Origin of the sequence: Streptomyces sp. MA5143a (genome assembly GCF_900290235.1) — a bacterium.
In the GTDB taxonomy this organism is placed as follows: domain Bacteria; phylum Actinomycetota; class Actinomycetes; order Streptomycetales; family Streptomycetaceae; genus Streptomyces.
On record NZ_OLMK01000029.1, the window covers coordinates 1 to 19,393 of the forward strand.

At 71.7% G+C, this 19,393-nt stretch carries 17 protein-coding genes; 8 read left to right on the forward strand and 9 right to left on the reverse strand.

Going from position 1 to position 19,393, the window contains the following annotated elements; genetic code table 11:
• Positions 1 to 386 precede the first annotated feature (386 nt).
• The 3 genes from SMA5143A_RS14765 to SMA5143A_RS14775 form a co-directional block, all read right to left on the reverse strand.
• Positions 387 to 1,997, reverse strand: a complete 1,611-nt coding sequence (locus SMA5143A_RS14765) for an AAA family ATPase (RefSeq protein WP_107463378.1) — start codon at positions 1,995 to 1,997, stop codon at positions 387 to 389.
• Positions 1,998 to 2,139: 142 nt separating this feature from the next.
• Positions 2,140 to 2,871 (reverse strand): Flp pilus assembly protein CpaB, encoded by a 732-nt coding sequence (gene cpaB / locus SMA5143A_RS14770; RefSeq protein WP_107463379.1) that lies wholly within the window; start codon positions 2,869 to 2,871, stop codon positions 2,140 to 2,142.
• A gap of 68 nt (positions 2,872 to 2,939) precedes the next feature.
• Complete coding sequence (locus SMA5143A_RS14775) at positions 2,940 to 3,812, reverse strand: hypothetical protein (RefSeq protein WP_258193529.1); 873 nt, start codon at positions 3,810 to 3,812, stop codon at positions 2,940 to 2,942.
• Positions 3,813 to 4,166: 354 nt separating this feature from the next.
• Here SMA5143A_RS14775 and SMA5143A_RS14780 point away from each other — a divergent pair, with 354 nt between their 5' ends.
• The 4 genes from SMA5143A_RS14780 (at position 4,167) to SMA5143A_RS43845 (ending at position 8,183) form a co-directional block, all read left to right on the forward strand.
• Positions 4,167 to 5,879, forward strand: coding sequence for a chitinase (locus SMA5143A_RS14780; RefSeq protein WP_107463381.1), 1,713 nt, complete (start codon positions 4,167 to 4,169; stop codon positions 5,877 to 5,879).
• A 150-nt stretch (positions 5,880 to 6,029) separates the two neighbouring features.
• Positions 6,030 to 6,701: an RNA polymerase sigma factor gene (locus tag SMA5143A_RS14785; RefSeq protein ID WP_107463382.1), complete on the forward strand. Its 672-nt coding sequence runs from the start codon at positions 6,030 to 6,032 to the stop codon at positions 6,699 to 6,701.
• Positions 6,698 to 7,735, forward strand: a complete 1,038-nt coding sequence (locus tag SMA5143A_RS14790) for a CU044_5270 family protein (RefSeq protein ID WP_107463383.1) — start codon at positions 6,698 to 6,700, stop codon at positions 7,733 to 7,735. The genes SMA5143A_RS14785 and SMA5143A_RS14790 overlap by 4 nt, the downstream gene beginning before the upstream one ends.
• 325 nt (positions 7,736 to 8,060) lie before the next feature.
• Entirely contained in the window at positions 8,061 to 8,183 is a 123-nt protein-coding gene (locus SMA5143A_RS43845; RefSeq protein ID WP_258193530.1) for a hypothetical protein, read from the forward strand.
• A gap of 7 nt (positions 8,184 to 8,190) precedes the next feature.
• Here SMA5143A_RS43845 and SMA5143A_RS43850 read toward each other — a convergent pair whose 3' ends face one another.
• Positions 8,191 to 8,970: a hypothetical protein gene (locus SMA5143A_RS43850; protein WP_258193531.1), complete on the reverse strand. Its 780-nt coding sequence runs from the start codon at positions 8,968 to 8,970 to the stop codon at positions 8,191 to 8,193.
• Between the two features lie 133 nt (positions 8,971 to 9,103).
• On the opposite strand from SMA5143A_RS43850, the gene SMA5143A_RS14800 reads away from it, so the two are divergent.
• The gene (locus SMA5143A_RS14800) at positions 9,104 to 9,613 is read left to right on the forward strand and encodes a SigE family RNA polymerase sigma factor (protein WP_107463384.1); all 510 of its coding nucleotides are present in this window, start codon (positions 9,104 to 9,106) and stop codon (positions 9,611 to 9,613) included.
• A 111-nt stretch (positions 9,614 to 9,724) separates the two neighbouring features.
• Entirely contained in the window at positions 9,725 to 10,993 is a 1,269-nt protein-coding gene (locus SMA5143A_RS14805; protein WP_107463385.1) for a hypothetical protein, read from the forward strand.
• Positions 10,994 to 11,017: 24 nt separating this feature from the next.
• Here SMA5143A_RS14805 and SMA5143A_RS14810 read toward each other — a convergent pair whose 3' ends face one another.
• From SMA5143A_RS14810 to SMA5143A_RS14820, 3 genes are all read right to left on the reverse strand, one after another.
• Complete coding sequence (locus tag SMA5143A_RS14810; protein ID WP_107463386.1) at positions 11,018 to 12,328, reverse strand: Nramp family divalent metal transporter; 1,311 nt, start codon at positions 12,326 to 12,328, stop codon at positions 11,018 to 11,020.
• A gap of 195 nt (positions 12,329 to 12,523) precedes the next feature.
• Positions 12,524 to 12,934 (reverse strand): ATP-binding protein, encoded by a 411-nt coding sequence (locus tag SMA5143A_RS14815; RefSeq protein WP_107463465.1) that lies wholly within the window; start codon positions 12,932 to 12,934, stop codon positions 12,524 to 12,526.
• A gap of 217 nt (positions 12,935 to 13,151) precedes the next feature.
• Positions 13,152 to 15,761, reverse strand: a complete 2,610-nt coding sequence (locus SMA5143A_RS14820) for an ATP-binding protein (RefSeq protein WP_107463387.1) — start codon at positions 15,759 to 15,761, stop codon at positions 13,152 to 13,154.
• Here SMA5143A_RS14820 and SMA5143A_RS42575 point away from each other — a divergent pair.
• Positions 15,754 to 16,221: a hypothetical protein gene (locus tag SMA5143A_RS42575; protein ID WP_146193904.1), complete on the forward strand. Its 468-nt coding sequence runs from the start codon at positions 15,754 to 15,756 to the stop codon at positions 16,219 to 16,221. The genes SMA5143A_RS14820 and SMA5143A_RS42575 overlap by 8 nt on opposite strands.
• 411 nt (positions 16,222 to 16,632) lie before the next feature.
• Positions 16,633 to 18,006 carry a M14 family metallopeptidase gene (locus SMA5143A_RS14825; protein WP_107463388.1) on the forward strand — a complete coding sequence of 458 codons (1,374 nt, stop codon included), beginning with the start codon at positions 16,633 to 16,635 and terminating at the stop codon, positions 18,004 to 18,006.
• Positions 18,007 to 18,142: 136 nt separating this feature from the next.
• On the opposite strand, the gene SMA5143A_RS14830 is transcribed toward SMA5143A_RS14825, so the two are convergent.
• Both SMA5143A_RS14830 and SMA5143A_RS14835 read right to left on the reverse strand, forming a co-directional pair.
• The gene (locus SMA5143A_RS14830) at positions 18,143 to 18,817 is read right to left on the reverse strand and encodes a hypothetical protein (RefSeq protein WP_107463389.1); all 675 of its coding nucleotides are present in this window, start codon (positions 18,815 to 18,817) and stop codon (positions 18,143 to 18,145) included.
• Between the two features lie 95 nt (positions 18,818 to 18,912).
• Entirely contained in the window at positions 18,913 to 19,347 is a 435-nt protein-coding gene (locus SMA5143A_RS14835; protein ID WP_107463466.1) for a RidA family protein, read from the reverse strand.
• Positions 19,348 to 19,393: the final 46 nt, after the last annotated feature.

A 19,393-nucleotide genomic window follows, 5' to 3' on the forward strand; every position in this document is an offset into this window, starting at 1 on the left:
CGGGGGCGCGCCGGGGGGTGTCCGTCCTCGGAACGGCGCGGAATCGGTCGCCCGAGAAGCGGAACCAGTTGACGCGCCAACCGCTGCGGGCGGACACCCCCCGACACACCCCCTCACGTCCGTACGCGGCACACCCGCCGCGCGGGCTTCCGCCACATCAGCGATACGCGCCGACCCGTCCGCGTGCGGCGCCGTAGGGGCTTGCGCCACATCAGGGACGCGCCTCGGCTCGTCCGTACGCGGCACACCCGCCGTGGGGGCTTGCGCCGAGCCGTTCGTACGCGGCTGGCCCGCCGTGGGGGCTTGCGCCGCACCGTTTGTGCGCGGGTCATCCGCTGTGGGCGTTTGCGGCGTCTTGGTCGGGTGTCGCTGGACCTTCGTGGGGGTCATGGGGACTTCTCCAGCGCTGCGCCGGCCTCGCCGTTGACCGTCCAGCCCGTGTCGAAGCCGGGGAAGAAGAGGGGGACGGGGGCCTCGACCTCGGCCTTCATGACCGTGCCGTTGGAGGCGCAGTCGATGGACGTGTCGCTCCAGGCGGCGGGGAGGTGCTGGGTGCCTGCGGCCTGGCAGGCGCCCGGGACGTCGCCGTCGATGGCGTGGGCGGCCGTGGCGGCGCGGGCGGCCTCGTCGGCGGCGTTGCTCGCGAGGGAGTAGGTGTAGCCGTAGAGGGCCGCCTGCCAGAGGATCGTCATGACGATCAGGAGGAGGGGGAACATTCCGGCGAATTCCAGGGTGGCCGAACCCCGGTCGCCGCCCTTGCGGCGCAGGACCAGGGCGCCCCGGTCGGACGGCTTGCGGCGGCGGCCGCCGCCTCCGGCCTCCTGGGGTGTGACCAGTTCCAGTTCGCCGGCCAGGGACCACAGGGCCTGCTTGACCGAGGAGCGGGCGTCCAGGTCCTGGAGGCGGCCCGCGTCGACGACGGACTGGAGTTCCTTGAAGGCGGCGGGGACCGCGTTGCGGGCCACCTTCGTGCCGGTGACCTTCTCGACCAGGGACGGCTGGATCTCCGTGCCGCGCGAGTGGCGGTTGACCACGGTGAGGGTCTCCTCCGCCTTGCGGATCTGGAGGCGGTCCCAGAGGCGGACCATGCGTTTGGCGGCGCGGATGGCGACCACGTCCGGGGTGACGAGGAGGAGTGCCTGGTCGGCCATCTCGACGGCCGCGGCGGTCGCCGCGGTCATCTGCGAGCCGCAGTCGACGACCACCACGTCGTGGCGGGAGCGCAGGGTCGCGAGGACATGGCGGGCGACGCGGTCCGTCACCTCCTCGCCGCGTTCGCCCTCGGCGGGGGCGAGGAGGAGGGAGAGGCCGGTGTCGTGCGCGAACACCGCCTCCTGGAGGACGCGGGGGTTGATGTCCGTGATGCCGGCGAGGTCGGCGACGGAGCGGCGGAACTGCACGTCGAGGTACGAGGCCACGTCCCCGGACTGGAGGTCCAGGTCGAGGAGGGCGACCGTACGGCCCGAGGCCTGGGCTGCCAGGGCGAGTTGGACGGCGGTGACCGTGGCGCCCACGCCGCCCTTGGCTCCGCTGACCGTCACGACGGTGCCGCCGGGGCCCGCGTACAGCTCGGGGGTCGCGCTGCCGAGGTGGCGGCGCATGCCGGTCGACCAGGCCGCGGCGGCCTGGACGCGTTCGGCGAGGGCGTCGTAGGACAGGGGGAGGTTGACGATGCCGCGGGCGCCGGAGTCCATGGCCGCGGTGAGGACACCGGTGCTGGTGTCGGACGTGACGAGGACGACGCCGACCGCCGGGAAGCGCAGGACGAGGTCGCGGACCAGGTCCAGGGCGGGCACCGGGCCGATGCGTTCGTGGACCAGGACGACCTCGGGCAGTTCGTCGAGGGAGTCGGCCGCGAGGCGCGCCAGGGTGTCGAGGAGGGCGGTCGAGTCGGGCACGGGTGGTGCGGGTTCGGCGTCGGCGAGCTGGCCGAGCAGGGTGGTCAGGGCGCCGGCCGAGTCGATGTCCCCGACGGCGGGGAGGATACGGATGGTCATCGGCGGTTCCCCGTTCCCGTGCCGGCCCCGGTGGGCGCCCCCGGTGACGCCTGTCCCTGTTCACTCATCAGCATGCCCAGCCGCAGGGGCATTCGACGCACTCCCGTTCGGGGTGACCTCGTGCGGACGTTCCGGACCGACCTCATCGCGCGGTCTTCTCCTTGTCCTCGTCGAGGGTGTACGAGCGGTCGTCCGGTACGACGACCGTGGCGTCGCCGCCCCCGACGAGGGCGAGACGGACGTGCTCGGCGAAGGATTCGGCGAACGCGACGCGCTGGGCGTCGGCGGTGTCGAGCGCGAAGGTGATCGGGACGGCCTCGGTGACCGTGCGGCGGCGTTCGCTGCTGGACTGGCCCGGTTCGAGCGGGGTGAGTCTGCCGACGTCGATGACGCGGGCGTCGGAGACCATCAGCTTGGAGGTGTCCTTGCCGGAGTCGCTGTCCTTCTCCTCGAACGTGGCGTAGATGTTGACCAGTGAACCGGGGTTGATCTTTCCGGCCACACCGGTCGACGCGTCGATCATGATCGCGATCTCCTGCTGGCCCGGCTTCAGTTCGGGACGGTCGACGATCATGTCGGACTGGAGGAGGGAGCCCTTCTCCAGCTGGGTGACGGCGATCTTGCCGCGGATGTCGGCGAGGTCGGTTATCGCGGTGTCCGACAGCCATCGCTCCGGCATCGAGATCTTCTCGAACTGGCTCGCGGTCAGCTCCTTGTAGGGCGCGATGTCACCCTTCAGCCGGTACGCCGTCACCTCCGGCCCGACCTTGGAGTTCACGTCGCGGATCACCGAGAGCACCCCGGCGAAGGCGGCCAGGGCGCACAGGGCCGACAGGACCAGCAGGACGACGCCGCGGCGCTGGCGCGAGTTCACTGAATCTCACCTCGTGGGGACGTGCCGGGCAGTGGAGCGGACCTGCGCGCGGAGGGGGCGCACGTACGTCATGGGGCGCCCCGCGGAAGGGCGCGGGCCGGGGCGGTCTCGGGTTCGCGCAGCGGGGCGGCGCAGAATCCGCAGCGGTCACCGATGAGTTCCAGGCCGCACCAGTGGCAGGTCTCCCGGCGCACGGAGGACACGAGCTGGTAGAGCACGGAGACGTCGGAGAGCCCCGCGGCGAACTCGACGAGCTTCCCGGTCCCCCACCAGCGCACGGACCCCTCGGGCAGCGGCACGGTGGCGGCCCCCTGCACCTTCCAGGCGGGCGCGAGGGTCGCGGTCACCCAGTCGGACGGCGGCTGCGGCCCCTGCGCGACCAGCAGCCGGGTGCCGAACTCGGGTCCGGTCAGCGGTTCCTGGTCGGCCACGTTCAGCCGGACCAGCTGGGGGCGCGGTGTCGCCAGTACGGCGAACTGGGCGCCCGGCATCCAGGACTTGGCGTGCGCCTTGAGGGTGACCGGGATCCGGTCGAGTTTGGCGACGGTGCCGAGGACGGCGCCGGCGTAGATGTAGTGCGCGAGGAGGCGTACGGAGGAGGCGAGCACGCCCGGGCTGAAGTCGCACGCGGACAGCTGGCGCAACTGCTGGGCCAGCAGCGCGAGTCCGAGCGGTGGCAGGTCGACGCCGAGCAGGGCGATGCGGTCGCTCTCCAGGACGGAGCGGACGGTCTGGAGGCGCCGGGTGACGGCGAGTTCCTCCGGGGTCGCGCCGGACGCCTGGTGGAGGGCGATGACGTAGCCGTGCTGCTCGATGAGCGCGTGCATGCCGAGCAGGGAGCTCTCCAGGGTCTCCTGGGGCTGTACGGCCGCGGGCGGTGTCTGCCGGTCGTGCGGTGGGAGCACCAGATCGGAACTGGTGACGGCTATCGCGGTCGGCACGCTGCACACCACCCCGTTCACTGCGGCGGGGTGGTCGAACCACCGCCTCAGTCGGCCCCTGAGAGGGCGGCACACGGCTCGCCGTCCCTCCTGCATCGTCTTGCATCAGCACCATATCCACGGCATGGCCCGATCAACACTGAATCTCCTTGATCAACTCACCGAAGGTGCGGGCCGTATCCACACAGAGTGAGACGCATATGCCCCAACTCGACGGGTGTTCTGGGACGTTGGGGTGCCCTTACGGGTGAACGGGTCCCGGAGCGGAGTATTGACAACCCTATTGGTCTGGACCAACTTGTACGTCCAGCGGTGGCCACCGTCCTCATCCCCACTCCCCACCGGAGGCACCCCGTGGACCGCGTCCCAGGCATATCCCCACGCATACGCAGATGGGCGGCGGGAGCCGTCACCGCCGTACTGGCCGCCGCCGGCCTCACCCTCGCCGGGGCGGCCCCGGCGTCCGCCGCCGACATCAACAACGCCAGGAACGCCGGCTTCGAGTCGGGCCTCGCGAACTGGACCTGCTCGGCGGGCAGCGGCACGACCGTCTCCTTCCCCTTGCACGGCGGCGCCGCCGCACTGCGGGCCACCCCGGCCGGGCAGGACAACGCGCGCTGCGTCCAGACCGTGGCGGTGAGGCCCGACTCGACGTACACGCTGAGCGCCTGGGTGCGGGGTGGATACACGTATCTGGGCGCGAGCGGCACGGGCACGACCGACGTGTCGACGTGGACGCCGGATTCCGCCGACTGGAAGCAGTTGTCGACCACGTTCAGGACGGGTGCTTCGACGACCTCGGTGACGTTGTACACGCACGGCTGGTACGGGCAGGCGGCGTACTTCGCGGACGACGTGGCGGTGTTCGGGCCCGATGGCGGTGGTGGCGGTGACCAGCCGCCGACCGTCCCGTCCGCCCCGACGGGTCTCGCCGTCTCGGGCGTCACGTCCTCGTCCGTGTCGCTGGCGTGGAACGCGGTGTCGGGTGCGACGGGCTACACCGTCTACCGCGGCGGCACGAAGGTCCAGGCCGTCAGCGGCACCTCCGCGACGGTGACCGGGCTCGCCGCCTCCACCTCGTACACCTTCCAGGTCACGGCGGTGAACGCGGCTGGCGAGTCGCCGAGGTCGGCGACGGTGACGGGGACGACGACGGCTTCGCCCGGCGGTCCCGGCACGGGGCTGCCCCGGCACGCGGTGACCGGCTACTGGCAGAACTTCAACAACGGGGCGACGGTGCAGAGGCTGTCCGACGTCCCGTCGCAGTACGACATCATCGCCGTCGCCTTCGCCGACGCCACCTCCACCCCGGGCGCGGTGACGTTCAACCTCGACTCGGCGGGCCTCGGCGGGTACACCGTCGACCAGTTCAAGGCGGACCTCAGGGCCAAACAGGCCGCGGGCAAGAAGGTCATCGTCTCCGTCGGCGGCGAACGCGGCACGGTGGCCGTGAACAGCGCGGCCTCCGCGACGAACTTCGCGAACTCCGTGTACTCCCTGATGCAGACGTACGGCTTCGACGGCGTCGACATCGACCTGGAGAACGGTCTCGACGCGACGTACATGACGCAGGCGCTGCGGGCCCTGTCGGCGAAGGCGGGCCCCTCGATGGTCCTCACCATGGCCCCGCAGACCATCGACATGCAGTCGACGTCCAACGCGTACTTCCGCACGGCGCTGAACGTGAAGGACATCCTGACCGTCGTCAACATGCAGTACTACAACAGCGGTTCGATGCTGGGCTGCGACGGCAAGGTCTACAGCCAGGGCTCGGTGGACTTCCTGACCGCGCTCGCCTGCATCCAGCTGGAGGGCGGCCTCGCCCCGTCCCAGGTGGGCCTCGGCCTGCCCGCCTCGACGCGCGGCGCGGGCAGCGGGTACGTCGCCCCGAGCGTCGTCAACAACGCGCTCGACTGCCTCGCGCGGGGCACCGACTGCGGCTCCTTCAAGCCGCCGCGGACCTACCCCGACCTGCGCGGCGCGATGACCTGGTCGACGAACTGGGACGCGACGGCGGGCAACGCGTGGTCCAGCACGGTGGGACCGCACGTGCACGGGCTGCCGTAGGGCGTCGACGGGTGACCGTTTCGCCGGCGGTGCCTTCGGGTGCCGTCGGCGGACGTGTCACCGCCCCCCTCTCCTCTGTGGCGCACGTCACCGGAACCCGCCCCGCCCCGTGGAGAGGCAAGGGTGTGAGGTGGAAGAGGTGCATACGAGATGAGTGAGGCCGGCGACCCCGTGCGGGCGCGCATACGAGCCGGTGACCGGGCGGCGTTCTCCGAGGTCTACGACGCGTACGCGCGGGCCGTCTACAACCACGCGTACCGGCTCACCGGCGACTGGTCGACGGCCGAGGAGGTGATGGCGGACACCTTCCTCGACGCGTGGCGCACCCGGGAGCAGTTGGACCCCGACGGCGGTTCGCTCAAGCCGTGGCTGCTCGGCATGGCGACCAACAAGGCCCGCAACGCCAACCGGGGCCTCGGCCGCCGACTGGCCTTCCTGGCCCGTCGCCCCGCCCCCGGCCCGGTGGCCGACTTCGCCGACGAGACCGCCGGACGCGTCGACGACGCGCGCCGGCTCGCCGCCGTCCGCGAGGTGTACGGGCGGCTCAGGCGCGGCGAACGGGAGGTGCTGGCGCTGTGCGTGTGGTCGGGGCTCGGCTACGCGCAGGCGGCCGAGGCACTGGGGGTACCGGTCGGTACGGTCCGGTCACGGCTGTCACGGGCGAGGGAGCGGCTGCGGCGGCTGACGAACGAGCGGCTGGGCGAACAGCGTGGAACATCCACGGCAAAAGGTGAGGAACCGGGGCTCCGCCGCGGAGAGGTAGAGGGTGAGGCCGCGTTCGCGGCCCTTCGACCCAAGGAGATTCAGGAGGGATCCCGATGAACGAGGAGCTGGCCCGACTGCTGCCGCCCCCGCCCGAGCGGGACGTTCCCCCTGGTCGCCTCTCCCACCACAAGGAACGTTTGATGCGACTCATCGACGAGGACCGGCCCGACGCCACCTCCACCACGCCCGCCGACCCCGCCGCCGGCAGCGGCCGGGACGCCACCGTCCGCGGGCCCCGGCTGCAAAGGCCGCGCCCCGCGCTCTGGATGCCGGCCGCCGCGCTGGCGCTGGCCGGGGCGCTGACCGCCGGGCTGGTCACGACCATGGACTCCGGCCTCGGGGGGCGGACGTCCGACGGGGAGAGCGCGGTCGTCCTGCTCGACCGCATCGCCGAGGTGGCCGCGGACACGAAGGTCACGCCCGTACGCGACGACCAGTTCGTGTACGTCAAGAGCCTCTCGGCCGGGGCGGAGGCCAAGGACGAGAACAGTGTGTTCGTACCGGGGAAGCCGTACAAGCTGGAGGCGTGGCTGCCGCAGGAGCCCGGCCCCGTGAAGCAGGTGGCCCTGCACTACGAGAGCGGCGCCTGGGTCCCTGTTCGGGAGCTGCTGCCGCCGGGGTCTGCGGGGACCCCCGCGGGCATCGACCGCCCCACGTACGAGTGGCTGGCGTCGCTGCCGACCGACCCCGACCGCCTCCTCGACCGGCTCTCCCGCCTGACGAGGACCTTCGAGGGTCAGGAGAAGGACCAGGCCGTCTTCGACAAGATCGGTGAGCTGCTCGGCACGTCGGTCATGCCGTCGAGGACCGCCGCCGCGCTGTACGAGGCCGCCGCGAGGATCCCCGGGGTGACCCGGATCGAGAACGCGGTGGACCCGGCCGGACGGCACGGGGTGGGCATCCGGCGTGTCGACGGACACGCCGACTGGGCCACCGAGTGGATCTTCGACCGGCACAGCCTGGAGTACATCGGTCGGCGGAGCTATCTGACGGCCGACGGGCCGATGGGCAAGAAGGGGACGGTCATGGACGAGTCGGCGGTGCTGGAGCGGGCCGTCGTCGACAAGTGGCGGGAGCGTCCGGGCTCGTAGCCGGCGGGGTGGCCGGTGGGGGCCCCGGAGAGAGGGGCACCAACAAGACTCGTACAAGCGGCTCAAGGTCTGAGTGATCCACACTTGGTGGCGGCTCTCATACATCGCCGACGGCAAAGAAGTGTCCGAGGAATGACTGACGAATTCGACGTACGCGTCCTCACCGGCGGCGAAGAAGCCCGATGGCGGATGCTGGTCGAGGGAGATGGGCCATGGCATCTGCCTTTCAGATCCCCCGACGGCATCGAAGCGGCAGCGGTCGGGGACGATGCTTTTGAGGCATTGCGGTCGATCCGTAAGGGCGCCCCCCAGCAGAGTCGGCTCCGTGGAGGAGCAGGACGCCTACTGGGAGCGCCACCTCAAGAACAGGAAGAATCCTCTCAACCGCATCAACCCGGTCTGGTGGGTTTATTTCCTCACGGCACCTCGCGGGAAAGTGAAATGGTGAGACAGCGTCATCCCATCGGCCGGTAGTAGCCCAGTACGTGGGCCAGGTGGGGGAACCACTCGTGGAGGCGGGTGCGGGGTTTGGCCTCGACCGCGCACTCGAAGAAGCTGCCGTCCAGGTGGACCACCGCCACCATGAGGGCCTTGCCGTTGGGGCTCGCCTTGTAGTGGACGCTGCGGATCTCGGGCCAGGGGAAGTCGACGGAGACTCCGTGGTCCTCGAAGGCCACGCCTGACACGTCGATGACGATGGAGTTGTGGCGGTCGACCGCCAGGAACTCCGGGCCCGCGCCATCAGGTGCCGCCGCCGGTGCCGCCCCTGCGGCAGGGGGTGCGTAGGCGTGCGGCGGCTGGGGCTGCGGTGGTGGGGGGTAGGGGTGTGCCTGCGGCGCGTGAGGCTGGGGCGCGTACTGCTGGGGCTGGTGCGGCTGACCGTACGGCTGCGGTGGTGGGGCGTACGGCTGCGGCGGCTGGGCGTAGGCCTGCTGCGGGTACGCGTACCCCTGTTGCGGTTGCCCGTATGGCTGCGCGCCCGGCGCACCGTACGGCTGCGGCGCCGCTCCCGGCGGTGGCGGTGGCGGGCCGAAACCCGGGGACGGTGTCGGCGCCTGCGCCGGCGGGGTCTGGCCGGCCGGAGGCGCCGGAGGCGGCTGCTGCCCCGGCTGCCCTCCCGGCGGTGCCCACGGCTGTGCCTGCGGCTGTCCCTGCCGCTCCGGCTGCGGCTCCGGCGGCTGCTGCGGCTCCGGCGGCTGCTGCGCCGCCTCGTGGCCCTGTTCCGGCTGGTCCATGGGTGTTCGTCCTTCTGCCCCGTCGGTGTGACTTGTACCGCACCGTATCCCTCCGCCTTCGGTGAAACATTCTCCGGGGGTCACCGCATCAAAGGAGTGACAGGCCGACGAGCCCGGCAGGGGGAAGCCAGAGATGAGATCAGTCCGCGCGGACGAGTACCAGGAGTTCGCGGCGGCGCGCGCGGGGCATCTGTACCGGTCCGCGTGTCTGCTCACCGGCGGGGACACGCACCTCGCCGAGGACCTCGTGCAGGAGACCCTCGGGCGGTTGTACGTGAAGTGGGGGCGGGTACGGCGGGCCGACAACCCCGCCGGGTACGCGCAGACCGTGCTGACCAGGGTGTTCCTCGCCCATCAGCGGCGGCGCAGCAGCAGGGAGCGGGCCACCGATGTGATTCCGGACGTGCCCGCCTCGCCCGGGTCCGACTCCTCGCTGCGGCTCACGCTCGTGGAGGCGCTCGCCCAACTGCCCGCCAAGGACCGGGCCGTGGTGGTCCTGCGGTACTGGGAGGACCGGTCCATCGAGGAGACCGCCGCGGCGATGAACGCCAGCTCGGCGGCGGTACGGACGCGCTGCGTCCGCGCCCTCGCCCGGCTGCGCGTCCTCCTCGGGGACGGCATCGGTGAGTACGTCACCCCCTGAGGCCCCGAGCGCCAGCCCTCACCGCTCCCCGCCTCACCGCTCCCAGGTCCACCACACCCCACTCCAGCCCCAGAGACTGCCCCACTCCAGCCACAGAAACGGCGGTGCGCCATGCCCGTAGACCGGCACCAGCGTCAGCAGCAGGACGACCCCTTCGAGGGCCGGATCGGTGACGCCCTGCGCCGAGCCGGGGACTCCTTCGTCGCCGACGGGCAGGCCCTCGTCGGCGGTGGCGCCGCACACGGCCGCCGGCTGCTGTTCCGGCGGCGGGCGGCGGTGCTCGGCGGGGTGGCGGGGATCGCGCTCGTCGGGGTGGGCGGCGCGCTGCTGCTGCCGGGCGGCGGGGGCGGCCCCGACGGCACGTCGACCGTGGCCGCCTCGGACGCGCCGCGGGACGACGACGGGAAGGTGTCCGGCGCCGATCTCGTCCGCACGCTCAAGCGGCTGATGCCAAAGGGCGAGTTCAGCGACGCGCAGAGCCGCGGCACGGGCGCGAAGGAAGGGCCGTACGCGCGGGTCGTGTACGACGACGGCAAGGGCGCGGCGGCCGTACAGGTCGCGCTCTCGCGGCTCGATCCGCGCGGCGACGAGGCCCTGCACGCGACGCAGTGCCCGGACACCAACCAAGGCAACATCGGCGACTGCAGCTCGAACGAGCTGGCGGACGGCTCGACGCTCATGGTCCACCGGGGGTACACGTTCTCCGACCGCGGCGAGGACACGAAGCTCTGGCGCGCCAGCCTGGTCACCCCGCAGGGCTACTCCGTGACCGTCTCGGAGTGGAACGCGACCCTCGAGAAGGGCACTCCGGTCACCCGGAAGGCACCGCCCCTGCCCCGGTCCGAGCTGGCGGAGATCGCGACGAACCCGTACTGGATCAAGGCCATCGAGGCGATGCCGGACGACCGGGCCGAGCCGTCGCCGAGCACGGACCCCTCCCCCCGGTCCGTCGAACCGCCGCTCGTCGGCGGTGACGCGATCCGGGCGACGCTGGTAGGGCTCGTGCCGAAGGGCCTCGAGGTCGTCCTCGACGGCACCGCGCGCACCGACTTCGCGTACGTCGTCCTCGACGACGGCAAGGGGCGCAGCCTGGTGCAGGCCAACGTGCAGCTGGGCGGGCCGACCTCGCTGTTCGGGCCCGACGCCGAGACCCTGCCCGACGGGACGAAGGTCGTCACCCGGCAGGGGCCCGGCGAGAAGGGCGGCAAGGGCGTGGTGATGTGGACGGTGGACACGCTGCGGCCCGACGGCACCCGTGTGACGGTCAGCGCCTTCAACTCCGGTGCCCAGCACACCGCCGCGACCCGCGACAACCCCGCCCTCACCATGGCCCAGTTGAAGGCCGTCGCCACCAGCGACGAGTGGGCCGGGATCGGCTGAGCACCCGTCGGCCGTCCGGTCCGGTCAGAAGAAGTCCGCCCAGTTCTGGTCCCAGATCTGCTTCACGCACAGCACCAGGAACAGCAGGCCCGCGATCACCAGCATCGCGTTGCTGACCATCCCGTTGCGCCATTCGCGGGGTGTGCGGGAGGAGTTGAGGAGCCAGACGAGGGTGGCGGCGAGGAAGGGCAGGAAGGCCGCGCCGAGGACGCCGTAGAGGATGATCAGGCGGAACGGCTGGCCCTGGAAGAGCAGGACGATGGGCGGGAAGGTCAGCCAGAGCAGGTACGCGCGGAACGGCCACGACCGTTCGCGTGCGCCGGAGGCGACCTCCTCGCCCTTCACCGCGCCCTTCTTCTGGTAGCGGGCGACGAAGTCGGCGAACATCAGGCTCACACCGTGCCAGACGCCGATGAGGGAGGTGTACGAGGTGGCGAAGAAGCCGATCAGGAAGAACTTGGCGGTGGCGGGGCCGTACTCGTCCTCCAGGATGCCGCCGAGCTGGATGAGGCCCTTGTCGCCGCTGGCGATGGCGATGTTCGCGGAGTGCAGCAGTTCCGCGCCGACGAAGAGCATCGCGATGACGAAGATGCCGGTCGTGGCGTACGCGACGCGGTTGTCGAGCCGCATGATCCTCATCCAGCCGGCGTCGGTCCATCCCTTGGCGTTGACCCAGTAGCCGTACGCGGCCAGCGTGATGGTGCCGCCGACGCCGCCGATGAGGCCGAGGGTGTTGAGGATGGAGTCCTTCTCGTCGGGCAGGACGGGGAGGAGACCGGCGAACGCCTCGGGGAGGTTCGGGGTGACCCGGATCGCCAGATAGACCGTCACCACGAACATGACGCCCACGAGGACCGTCATGACCTTCTCGAAGACGGCGTACTTGTTGAACCAGACGAAGACCAGACCGGACAGGCCGCACAGGATGGCCCACCATTCGAGGTCCATGACGTCCGGGAACAGCGCCTGAAGGGGCAGGGCGCTGGACGACATGGCGGCCGCCCCGTACGCGAAGCCCCAGATCACCACGTAGACGACGAAGAACCAGGTCGTCCAGCGGCCGAGGCTCGCCCAGCCGTCGAAGAGGGTGCGGCCGGTGGCCAGGTGCCAGCGGCCGGCGGCCTCGGCCAGGGAGATCTTGACGAGGCAGCCGATGACGGCCGCCCACAGCAGGGTGTAGCCGAAGTTGCTGCCGGCGATCAGGGTCGCCACGAGGTCGCCGGCACCGACGCCGGTCGCGGCGACGACGATGCCGGGGCCGATGTACTTCCAACTGGACTTGCGCGGGGCCGAGGTCACTCCCCCGGTAGCTGTGTTGTCCGTGGTGTCAGCCATGCGGATCAAGAAAGCGTAAAGCCGGGGTGGGCACAAGAGGGCGTGCGGTGAAGGAAGACGGGGGTGTTGGCACGGTCGCGGAGGCGATGGAAGAGGCTCGTGACGTGGAACGGTCCCCGGCGGCTGGGCCAGCCGCCGGGGACCGGGCTGTGGTTCCGGGGCGGCTGACGAGGCCGCTGCCCGGAACTCCGCGGGCTACGCCGGCTGTCGCCGACCACAGCCGGCGGACCCGCACGTGCCGAGCTCGAACCACACGGTCTTGCCCGGCCCGTCCTGGTGGCAGCCCCAGCGCCCGGCGAGCGCCTCCACCAGGAACATCCCTCTGCCGCTCTCCGATATCTCCGTGACCCGTCGCACCCGGGGCGGGCGCCCGTCGGTGTCCGACACCTCGCAGCGCAGGACGCCGTGCGCCGCGGTCAGTGTCAGCTTCAGACGGCTCTCCGCGTGCACCAGGGCGTTGGTGACGAGTTCGCTCACCAGCAGCTCCGCGACATCGATCTGATCGAGCAGTCCCCATCCCTCCAACTGCCTGCGGACCTCGGCGCGGGCCTCGGCCGCGGCGGTCGGACGGGGGTCGTACTCGACACTCAGATGACCCGCGCTCATGGAGGGTTGGAAGTACGAGGCGAAGTGGGGGCCGGAATCCGGAAGGAGACCCCCGGAGAGTTGCAGCATGCTTCCAGGTTCGCCCGACCGGGGGTGCGGCACACGGGGAGGATTACCCGTTTCCCTGTGTGCATATACCTGTTTCACGCCCCAGTACGTCCGTAATTGCCGCCGTACAAGGCTGATGGGCATGTACGAACCCATACGTGGGTAACGTTCAGGACCGCTCCGCGGCGGAGCCCTGAGCGGTGGCCCAGGCGGCGATCTGGCTGCGGTTGTGGAAGCCGAGCTTGCCGAGGATCCGCTCGACATGGCCCTCGGCGGTACGGCGGGCGATGACCAGGCGGTCCGCGATCTGCTGGTTGGCGAGCCCCTCGGCGACGAGCAGGGCGACCTCGGTCTCCCGGGCGGTGAGCGGCACCGGCGTCTCGGGCACGGCTTGCTGGGGCTCCTGCTGGAGCGCGTACGACACCAACTCGTCGAGGCCCAGGGTGCCGCCGCGCCGGTACGCCCGCTCGAACGGGCCCCGGCCGAGGGACCGGCGCAGGTGGGCCTCGCGGTCCCGGCGGGCGGCACGCTCACCGTCCCGGCGGCCCGAACACGTTGTGCCCGGCCAGAGGTTGGCCGCCCGGAGGCGGTCCGTGCCGCCGAGGAGGACGGCGGCGCGTTCGCGGGCACCGAGGGCGGTGGTGATGTCGATCAGCAGGTCGAGGGAGTGGGCGACACCGACCACGTCATGGAGGGCGAGCCCGCGGCGCAGCGCCTCACGGGCGTGCGACTCGGCGCGGTGCCACTGCTTCCGCGCGGTGTACGCGTGCGCCAGGGCCCGTAGCGCGGACGACCGCACCCAGTCCTCACCCTGCCGTTCACAGCGCCGCAGGGTCTGCTCGCAGAGCACCACGGCACGGTCGGTCTGCCCCAAGGACACGAGGGCGTGGGCGAGTTGCACCTGGTCGAGCGCGGCGAGGGCCGGCAGGTGTCCGGGGGCGGGTACACCGGCGGGGACGGAGTCGTAGTGGGCGACGGCACCGGTGGGGTCGTCGCCGGACAGCAGGGTCAGACCGAGGACGTACTCGGCGTGGGCGGCTTCGGCGGGAGCGGACGGCGCGGCGGGGCGGCGGAGGTCGGGGGTGAGACCGAGGGCCAGTTCGCGTCCCTCCGCGGCCAGTTGGCGGGCCCGGGAGGTGTCCTCGTCGTCGGCGGCGGTCAGGAGGAGGGCCGCGACCCACAGCGCGCGGGCGCGTTCGGGGGTCGGCTCGGGGTTGGCGTCCAGGGCGCGCTCCAGCCAGTGCAGGCCCTCGCCCGGTGCCCCGCAGGCGTACCAGTGGAACCACAGGCTGCCCGCGAGCCGCAGTCCGGCCAGTGCCTCGCCGGGGGTGGTCAGGCTGAACTCGAGCGCCGTACGCAGGTTGTCCTGGTCCGCGCGGAGCCGCGCGGCGATCTCCCGCTGGCCCGGACCGAACCAGGCCCGCTCGTACGCCGCCACCCGGCGCTGTGTCCAGTCGCGATGGCGGCGCCGGGCGTCGGCCTCCGCGCCCGGGGTGCGGCGCAGCAGGTCGAGGCCGTAGTGGCGGAGGCCGTCGAGGAGGCGGTAGCGGACGGTGCCGCTCCAGTGCTCCTCACGGGTCAGCACGGACTTGTCGACGAGTCCGGCGACGGCTTCGAGGACGTCGTACGGGGTGCGCAGGGAGGGGGCGCCGTCGGAGCCGGTGCCGGTGCCGGTGCCGGTGCCGGTGTCCGTCTCGGCGTCCGCGCACACGCTTTCCGCGGTCTCCAGGTCGAAGCTGCCGGTCAGGACGGAGGCGCGGGCCCAGACGGAGCGTTCCCCGGGGGTGCAGAGGTCATGGCTCCAGTCCACGGCCGCGCGCAGCGTCCGGTGGCGGGACGGGGCTGCGGGGCCGGCGGCGGCGAGGAGGCGGTAGCGGTCGTCGAGGCGTTCCAGGAGTTGGTCGACGCCGAGGACGCGCAGGCGGACGGCGGCGAGTTCGATGGCGAGCGGGAGGCCGTCGAGGCGGTGGCAGAGGCGGGCGACGGAGGCGCGGTTCGCCGGGGAGAGCGTGAAGCCCGGGACCACGGCGGCGGCCCGGTCGGCGAACAGGGTGAGCGCCGGGTGCGCGGCGGGGTCGGTGAGGTCGCCGTCGGGGTCGGGCACCGGGAGGGGGCGTACCTCCAGGAGGTGTTCCTCGGTGAGCGCCAGGCGGTGACGGCTCGTGGCGAGGATCCGGACGCCGGTGGTGCGGCGCAGCAGGGCGGCGACGAGGTCGGCGCAGGCGGGCAGCAGGTGTTCGCAGTTGTCGAGGACCAGGAGGAGGCGGCGGTCGCGTACGTGCCGGACGATCGCGTCGAGCGGGGAGCGCGTGGGGAGCGGGGAGCGCGTGGGGAGCGGGGAGCGCGTGGGGAGCGGGGAGCGCGTGGGGAGCGGGGAGCGCGCGGGAAGCGGTTCGGGCAGACCGAGGGCCTCGGCGGCCGCCCTGAGCACCAGGGCGGGATCGTGCAGGTCGGAGAGGTGGACGAGGCGGACACCGTCCGGGAAGGCCCGCTCAGCCCGGGCGGCGAGCCGCCACGCCAGCCGCGTCTTCCCCACCCCGCCGGGTCCGGTGAGCGTGACCAGCCGACTGCGGGTCAGCAGGCGTCGGCCCTCGGCCAGTTCATGGTGCCGGTCGACGAAGGAGGTCGTCTCGACGGGGAGGAGAGCCGGGGTGGGGAGGGAGTCGGGGGCAGGAGCTGGGGCGAGGGCGGCGGCGAGGGCGGAGACGCGGTCCGGGGGCGCGGGGGGCGGCGTGCGCGGGGTGCTGGGCGCGCGGGTCTCGTCGGGCGCTGTGGACACCCTGGACGCGCTGGACGCGCTGGACGCGCTGGACGCGCTGGACGCGCTGGAGGCGCTCGGTGCTTTGCGGGCGAGGGGGGCGCCCGGGGGCACGGGGGCAAGCGGTGTGCGCGGTGCGGCCGGTGGCGCGGGGGCAAGCGGTGTGCGCGGTGCGTTCGGGGCGTTCGGTGGGGCCGACGCCGGTGAGGCGATCGGTGGACGGCGGGTGATCGGTGTGCTCGGGACTGCCGCCGTACGGGACGCACCCGGCGCACGCGGGGTGCTCGCCGTTCTCGACGCGCCCGGTCTGCGCGGCGCACCCGGGGGTGTCGACGTGGTGCGCGGTGCCGTCGGCACGCGTGCGGGTCCCGGCGCGCTCGGTGTGTCGAGCGCGCCAGGCGTATCCGGCGCGCTCGGCTTGTTCCGTTCCCGGCGTGGTGCTGATCCGCTCATGATCAGCCAGTCCTCTGGGGTGAGTTGAGGCAGTTGCCGGAGTGTGGGGCTCCTTTTGCGCGGCTTCCCACTGTCGCCGCGTTCGCACGGCATCGCACCCGTAGTTCACCCCTGCGGGTGCACTCTCGCGCGGTGGAGGCCGAGTAGCTCTTCCACACGCGTACACTGCGCGCCTTTCAGGGGCGCGAGGAGCGATGCCGCGACACCGGCGCGTGAGCTCGGCGCCTTCGACCTGGCCGTTCGCGCCCCAAGCCCGGCCCTTTCGCGGCCCCTTCCGGCCACGCCGACCCGGCACACCCACCGGCCACTCTTGACCTGGTCATGCCAGAGCCGCACCATGAGCGCCACACCCGCACCAGGTCGCACGTCGCACGGAACCACCCCCCGCTCCACTCCCCACTCCGGAGACCCCGGAATTCCTGGAGAAAGTAGGAGACTCATGCGACTCCGCATTCGCGGCAGATCAGCGGTGCCCGACGGCACGGGCAGGAGATCGGGCCGCCGTACCGCCGCCCTCGTCGGCCTGCTGGCGATGGCCCTCGCCGCGCCGGTCGCCGCGACCACCACGGACGCGACGGCGACCAGCGCCGAACGCCCGAAGGCCTCGGCGGACGACATCCGCCAGTACGAGGTCCACATGCACTCGGACATCGAGTCCCGCACGGCACTCCAGAAGGCCGGGGTCTCGGTGGACGACGCCGACGACCACTCGGTCTTCGTCTCCGGCCGCGCGGACCAGATCAAGAAGCTCAAGCAGCAGGGCTACGAGGTCACCCCGCTCGGCGCCGTGCCGGACCGGTCGAAGGGCGAGGACGACGTACGCCTCTTCGACTTCCCGTCCGCCGACTCCCGCTACCACAACTACGCGGAGATGACGAACGAGATCAACTCCGTGGTCGCGGCGAACAGTTCCATCGTCAGCCAGCGGGTCATCGGCACCTCGTACCAGGGCCGGAACATCGTCGCCATCAAGATCAGCGACAACGTCGGCACCGACGAGGCCGAGCCCGAGGTGCTGTTCACCCACCACCAGCACGCCCGCGAGCACCTCACCGTCGAGATGGCGCTCTACCTCCTGAACGAGCTGACCTCCGACTACGGCACCGACTCCCGCGTCACCAACATGGTGAACAACCGCGAGATCTGGATCATCCCGGACCTCAACCCGGACGGCGGCGAGTACGACGTGGCCACCGGCTCGTACCGCTCGTGGCGCAAGAACCGCCAGCCCAACAGCGGTTCGTCGGCCGTCGGCACCGACCTCAACCGCAACTGGAACTACCGCTGGGGCTGCTGCGGCGGCTCGTCCGGGTCGACGTCCTCGGAGACGTACCGGGGGCCGTCCGCCGAGTCCGCGCCAGAGGTGAAGGTCGTCGCGAACTTCGTCCGCAGCCGTGTCGTCGGCGGGGCGCAGCAGATCAAGTCCGCCATCGACTTCCACACGTACAGCGAGCTCGTGCTGTGGCCCTTCGGGTACACGACCGCGAACACGACGACCGGGATGACCGCCGACGACCGCAACGCCTTCGCGACGGTCGGCGGGAAGATGGCCGCGAGCAACGGGTACACGCCCGAGCAGTCCAGCGACCTGTACATCACCGACGGGTCGATCGACGACTGGCTGTGGGGCAACCAGAAGATCTTCAGCTACACCTTCGAGATGTACCCGTCGTCCGCCGGCGGGGGCGGCTTCTACCCGCCCGACGAGGTGATCGCCCGGGAGACGGCACGCAACCGGGACGCCGTGCTCCAGCTGTTGGAGAACTCGGACTGCATGTACCGGTCCATCGGCAAGGAGGCGCAGTACTGCTAGCGCCGGGTCGGTAGTGAGGGTGGGGAACTGCGGGCCCGCCGTGGCGGGTCGCGCAGTTCCCCGTGCCGCTGCTCGTCGTGTGTTCCCACGTGTCGGGCGCGCCTGTGTGTCGGGCTCGCCCACGTCCCGCGCGTGCCTACTTGGCGCTCTCTTCGGCGGCCGGCTTCGCGGTGTCCTCGGGCTCGGTCGGGTCGTCCGGCGTCGTGGGCTCGGCCGAGTCCTTCTTGTCGCTGTCGCCGTCCTCGAAGTACGCGTCCAGGACCTCGTCGATCCGGGTCTCCCACGCGGCGTGCTCGGACTTGGCCTTCGCCTCGATCTCGATGGGGTACCAGCGGCGGTCCGGGGTGTGGACGGTGATGGTGAACCGCTTCCCGAAGCGGGGGGACTCGGTCTCGATCGCGCCGATCTCGTCCCAGCGGAACTCGCACGCCTGGTCGTCCAGCCGGAGCCGTACGCCCCTGTGGTCGGCGACGATCTTCGCGCGGCGGTCGGCGGCCTCGAAGACGGGGCCCTCGACGGCCTCCTCTTCCTCGACGGTCTCGCCGTCGGCCTCGTCATCGGCCTTCGCGTCGGCCTTCGCGTCGGGCTCGTCGTCGGCCTCACTGTCGAGCTCGGCGTCCGGCTCTGCGGCGACAGCCTCGTCCGCGTCCACGGTCTCCGCCTGCTCGGCGGATTCCGTCGGCTTGACGTCCTCCGGCTCCTCCTGCTTCTCCTTCGTCACGGACACGGGTGCCGTGAGTCCGGGGATGTGCGACGGGTCGACCGCGGCGGCGGCCAGGGGCTGGCTGTTCGAACCAATGCGCTGCTCCACAGCGGGCAGTATGGTCGACGATCCTGTGCGGGGAACAGTCGGCCCGGCATATGTCCGCATCTGCGGCCCGACAAGGGGGCGCGCGGGGTGGTTCGTCAGGCGTCCAGGACCGCCAGCGCGTCGATCTCGACCAGGAGGCCCTGCGGGAGGCCCACGTAGACCGTGGTGCGGGCCGGGGGCGCCGCGGTGAGGTGCTCCTCGAAGTACGCGTTGTAGAGCGTGTTCATCTCGGCGAAGTGGTCCACGTCCGTGAGGTAGACGCGGATCATCATCACGTCGTCCCAGGTGGCGCCGCCCTCCTCCAGGATCGCCTTGACGTTGGCGAGGGTCTGGAGGGTCTGCTCACGCAGCGTGGGGCCCGCGGGGGTGGGGGGCTGCCCCTCCACCGCGGGGAGGAAGCCGACCTGGCCGGCGACCTGGAGGATGTTGCCCTTGCGGACGCCGTGGGAGAACTTCGCGGGTGGGGTGGTGTGGGTCTTCGGGGTCAGGGCGATCTTCTCGGTCGTGCTGGGGGTCCTTGTCGCTCGGATGGGGGCCGTCGAGGGGGGCGGAAGGAGTCCGTCCCAGGGCGGGCTC